4 protein-coding genes are annotated in these 4800 nt (G+C 74.5%); 1 reads left to right on the top strand and 3 read right to left on the bottom strand.

The annotated features are described in order from the left end of the window. The 3 genes from ABWI04_RS41640 to ABWI04_RS41630 form a co-directional block, all read right to left on the bottom strand. On the bottom strand, positions 1-290 hold a 290-nt coding region (locus ABWI04_RS41640), incomplete at its 3' end, for a response regulator transcription factor (RefSeq protein ID WP_353835854.1). Positions 291-310: 20 nt separating this feature from the next. Beyond that, on the bottom strand, positions 311-739 hold the full coding sequence (locus tag ABWI04_RS41635) for a pyridoxamine 5'-phosphate oxidase family protein (RefSeq protein ID WP_345184407.1): 429 nt from the start codon (positions 737-739) through the stop codon (positions 311-313). Beyond that, positions 720-1922: a sensor histidine kinase gene (locus ABWI04_RS41630; RefSeq protein ID WP_345184409.1), complete on the bottom strand. Its 1203-nt coding sequence runs from the start codon at positions 1920-1922 to the stop codon at positions 720-722. The genes ABWI04_RS41635 and ABWI04_RS41630 overlap by 20 nt, the downstream gene beginning before the upstream one ends. Before the next feature lie 158 nt (positions 1923-2080). Here ABWI04_RS41630 and ABWI04_RS41625 point away from each other — a divergent pair, with 158 nt between their 5' ends. Beyond that, positions 2081-4747 carry an alpha/beta fold hydrolase gene (locus ABWI04_RS41625; RefSeq protein ID WP_353835853.1) on the top strand — a complete coding sequence of 889 codons (2667 nt, stop codon included), beginning with the start codon at positions 2081-2083 and terminating at the stop codon, positions 4745-4747. The last annotated feature ends 53 nt before the right edge of the window (positions 4748-4800 follow it).

Genomic DNA, 4800 nt, shown 5'->3' with positions numbered 1-4800 from the left:
CGGGCAAGGAGGGCGTCGCCGTCACGCTCGTCGACTGGTCCGACCTCACCCGGTGGAAGCTGATCAACAGCACGCTCGACCTGCCGTTCGCCTCCGTCCAGCCGCGGCATCCGGATGTCCATCAGCACGACGTCGGGCCGGTGCTGGTTCACGGCGGCGACGACCTCGGCGCCGTCGGCGACGTCCGCGATGACCTCCAGGTCGCCGGCGCTCGCCAGCATCATCGACAGGCCGGCCCGGACGAGCGCGTCGTCGTCGACGATCAGGACGCGGACGGGAGGGGAGTCCATCCCGCCACCCTACGGGCGGCTCAGTCGCGGCGCAGGCGGCGTCCGGTGACGCTCGACGCCGCCAGCCGGAACCACGCCTCCCGATCGCCACCGGGCCACGGCCGGACCTGCGCGACCTCGGCCTTCTCCGCCTCGGAGAGAAGGTGCGCGCCGCCCCGCAGCAGCACGCTCCAGCCCTCGTGGCGGGCCTCCTCGAACCGGTCGACCTCGAAGGCCGCCCGGACCTCCCCGCCGGTCACCGCCGTCAGCAGGTTGCGGGTCAGCCGGCCCGCCGCGGATGTGCGGAAGATCACCGAGTCTCCCTCGACCGCGTAGTTCACGGGGATGACCGTCGGTCCCTCGCCGTCGTCGAACGCCACCCGGCCGATGGTGCCGCCGGCGAGGAGCTTCATGCACTCGGCGCGGTCGAGTTCTTCGAGGACGGGCTCGTCAGAGGAGTTCGCTGCCATGAGTATCACCTTTCCCACCGGTACCGGCGCCATGCGCGGCCCGCAGCGGAAGGCGGGCGCGCAACCGGAACCGCCCGTCGCCGGTGCGGCCGTGCTCCAGGGTCCCGCCGAGCAGCGCCACGCGCTCGGCGAGGCCGACCAGCCCCGTGCCGGAGCCGGGGAGGGGCAGGGCGGGCGGGCCGGCGGGCATCGCGTTGACGATCTCGACGTCCAGTTCGGCGCCCGCGTCCAGGAACACCCGGACGTCCGCGCCCGGCGCGTGCTTGCGGGCGTTCGTCAGCCCCTCCTGGACGATCCGGTAGGCGTGCCGCCCCACGCGGGAGGGGACCATCCCGGGGTCGGGGACGTTCCGCTCCAGCGTGACGCGGCCCCCGGCCCGCCGCGACTCCTCGACGAGCGCGGGGACGTCCGCGAGCGTCGGCTGCGGGCGCTCGGGATCGGCGCCGGGCGCGTCGTCGCGCAGGACGCCGATCACCTCGCGCAGGTCCTCCATCGCCTCGTAGGCGCTGCGCCGGATGATCCCGGCGGCCTCGCGCTGCCCGTCCGGCGTGCCCGGGCCGAACTCCAGCGCCCCCGCGTGCACCGCCAGCAGCGAGATGCGGTGCGCGAGGACGTCGTGCATCTCGCGGGCGAGCCGCTCGCGCTCCAGCAGCCGGGCCTCCTCGACCCGCAGCCGCTGCTCGGTCTCGGCGGCGCGGGCCCGCTCCTCCAGCGAGGCGATGAGCTGCCGCCGGGACCGCACCAGCATGCCCGTCGTCACGAGGACCGCGTAGATCAGCGCGAAGATGACGCTTCCCTGGAGGAACTGCCCGTCGGGCGACGCGAATCGGAACAACACGATGATCAGTGCCAGGCTGGCGCCGGCGATCGGCAGCGCGATCCGCCAGGGCCGCAGCATCGCCAGCGAGTACATCGCGATCGCCGCCGTGCCGAGCGTCGTCGTCGCCGCCCACTGCGCGAACACCATCACGACCGCGAGGGCCACCGGATGGCGGCGCCGGAAGAGGACGAGGAACACGCAGGCGACGGCGCCGATCAGCACGTCCCGCCGGACCAGGATCGTCTCCCCGGGGGGCAGGTCGTCGATCGTGCCCTGGAGCAGCACCCAGCCGAGCGCCATCGCGGCGCCGGCGGCGCCGAGGTCGCCGAGCCAGTCGCGCCACGGCCGGCGCAGGAGGTCCATCCGCCCCACGGTAGCCATGCCGACCGCCTCCGTCAGTGGCCGCAGGTCGGCGCCGCGTCGACTTTGGTCTGCGGGACGCGTCCTGGGGCTGTCCCCACCCCGCGGCCGCCCGCTGCCCGCAGTGTGCCCGCGCCTTCGCGTGCCTAGCGTCTGTGGGCATGACGACGACACCACCGAGGCGGCGCGAGGCCGCCAGACGGGCGGTCGCGGTGCTGGCGGCGGGGGCCGCGATCGCCGCGGCCGCCGCCGTCCCGGCACCCGCGCGAGCCGAGCCGGCGCCGGCCGGCTGCGCCGACCGCGCGGCGACCCTGCGGGCACTGGAGCGGCTGACCGGAACGCACGGGCTCACGGGCGCCGCCGTGCGCGTCGACGATCCCGCGTGCGGGACGTGGAAGGCCGGCAGCGGGGTGGCCGACCGCCGCACGGGGAGGCCGATGAGCGCGGACCTGCGCGTACGGATCGCCAGCATCACCAAGACGTTCACGGCCGTCACCGTGCTCCAGCTGGCGCGGGAGGGCCGGATCTCGCTGGACGCCCCGGTCGAGCGCTACCTGCCCGGTCTGCTCGACCGGGGCGGCTACGACGGCCGGAAGATCACCGTGCGGAGCCTGCTGCGGCACACCAGCGGCCTGCCCGACTACACCGACACCTTCTCGGACCCGGACGAGTACCGCTTCCGGCACTTCGAGCCCGGTGAACTGATCGACCGGGCGCTGAAGCTCCCGCCCCCGCGCCCCGGCTGGCACTACTCGACCACGAACTACATCATCGCGGGGCTCATCGCGGAGAAGGCGGGCGGGCGCAGCCTGGAGGACGAGGTCCAGCACCGGATCATCCGGCCGCTGCGGCTGCGCGACACCTACTGGCCGGGCGACGAGACGCGGATCAGGGGAGCGCACGCGCACGGCTACATGCGCGAGGAGCGCGACGGGACCGTCCGCTGGAACGACTACACCGAGATGAACACGACGATGGGCTGGGCCGGCGGCGCGCTGATCTCCAGCCCCCGCGACCTGAACGTCTTCTTCGGTGCGCTGATGGGCGGCCGCCTGCTGAGTCCCGCGATGCTCGCGCAGATGAGGCAGACGGTCCCCGCCGACCCCGACCGCATCTGGGACGGCGCGGCCTACGGCCTCGGCCTCATCGAGACCCCGCTGCGCTGCGGCGGCACCTGGTGGGGGCACGCGGGCGGCCTCCCAAGCTACGTCACCGTCTCGGGCGTCGCGCCGTCCGGGCGCCGCGTGACGGTCGCCCTCAACGAGAACCCGTCCACCCAGGAGGCGTTCGACGACCAGATGCGGCTCGTCGAGACGGCCTTCTGCGACGGGGCAGCCGCACCGGCCGCCGCACCGACCGGTGCGCCGGTCGCCGCTCCAGCAGCGGCCACGACCGGGAAGGGCGGTCTCGCCCGCTTCTACGACCAGCGGCTGGACTGGAAGAAGTGCACCCTCGACGCCGGTGACGAGGTCGGCAAGGAGCTCGACAAGGCGGGCGCCCGGTGCGCGGACGTCACCGTCCCGCTCGACTACCGCCGTCCCGAGGGCCGCACCATCACCGTGGCGATCTCCCGCCTGAAGGCGTCCGACCGCGCCCACCGCATCGGCACGATGATCCTCAACGGGGGAGGCCCGGGGCCCGCCCTCGACATGCCGCCCTACATGCGCTCCCTCATGGGGAAGGCCGGTCCTCGGTACGACCTGGTGGGGATGGACCCGCGCTCGCTCGGCCGCAGCGCCGCGGTGGACTGCCACTGGCCCGCCGGGACGTGGATCCGGTCGGCGGGGGAGAGCCGCCGCTCCTTCGACCGGTCCGCGGCGTTCGCCAAGGACCTCGCCGACCGCTGCGCGCGGACCGACGCCGGCGTCCTGCCGCACATCAGCACGCGCAACATCGCCCGCGACATGGACATCGTCCGGGGGGCGCTCGGCGAGCGGAAGGTCTCCTACAACGGCGCGTCCTACGGCACCTACCTCGGGTCGGTGTACGCGACGATGTTCCCCGGCCGCCTCGACCGCGTCGTCCTCGACAGCTCGGTCGACCCGGCCGGCTTCGGCCCGCGCCTGCTGGCCGGCACCGAGGGCGCCAACGACCACGCGCTCGCCGCGTGGGCCGCATGGGCGGCGAAGCGCGACGCGGCCTACGGCCTCGGCGGCACCCGCGACGAAGTCCTCGGCACCGTGCGCGGGCTCGTCAGGGCGGCCGGCGGGAAGCCCCTCGCCGTCGGCCCGTACCGCGTGGACGACACCGTGCTGCCGGCCGTGCTGTTCAACGACCTCGGCACCGACGAGGACCAGGCCAGGGCCACGCTGGCGGAGTCGCTGCGCGTCTTCGTCAAGGCCGCGGCGGGGGAGAGCGTCCAGCCGACCAAGGAACTGGACGAGGAACTCAAGTTCCTGCTCACCGGTGCCGAATCGGTGTACGGGAGCGGGCAGACCGCCATCATCTGCGGGGACGCGACGGCGTCGCGCGATCCGGAGTCCTACCGGCGCGACATCGAGCGGAACCGGGCGGCCAGCCCGCTGTTCGCGCCCCTGACCCGCAACGTCAACCCGTGCGCGTTCTGGCCCGCGCGGCCCGCGGAGCGGCCGACCGAGGTCGGCGGGCGGCTGCCCGCGCTGATGGTGGCCGCGACCGGCGACACCCGCACGATCTACGCGAGCAACCAGGCTCTGCACGGGCTGCTGCGCGGATCGCGGATGGTCACGCTGGACGCCGACGTCCACGCGCCCTACCAGCGCGGCTACCCGAACGCCTGCGTCATGGACACGGTCAACGGCTACCTGCTGACCGGCCGCCTTCCCGCGCGGGACTTCACCTGCGACTGAGGCGCGGCGCCCCTCCCGGAGGCGCCGGGCCGGGCCGCCCGACATCGGGCGGC

This window comes from Actinomadura sp. NPDC000929 (assembly GCF_040492065.1).
GTDB classification, from domain to species: Bacteria; Actinomycetota; Actinomycetes; order Streptosporangiales; family Streptosporangiaceae; genus Spirillospora; species Spirillospora verrucosospora.
This window is presented reverse-complemented; position numbering and strand designations above follow the sequence as displayed.

Bases quoted from the DNA above. Each gene is read 5' to 3' on its own strand.
- ABWI04_RS41635 (WP_345184407.1), bottom strand. From the start codon at position 739: ATGGCAGCGAACTCCTCTGACGAGCCCGTCCTCGAAGAACTCGACCGC.
- ABWI04_RS41630 (WP_345184409.1), bottom strand. From the start codon at position 1,922: ATGGACCTCCTGCGCCGGCCGTGGCGCGACTGGCTCGGCGACCTCGGC.
- ABWI04_RS41625 (WP_353835853.1), top strand. From the start codon at position 2,081: ATGACGACGACACCACCGAGGCGGCGCGAGGCCGCCAGACGGGCGGTC.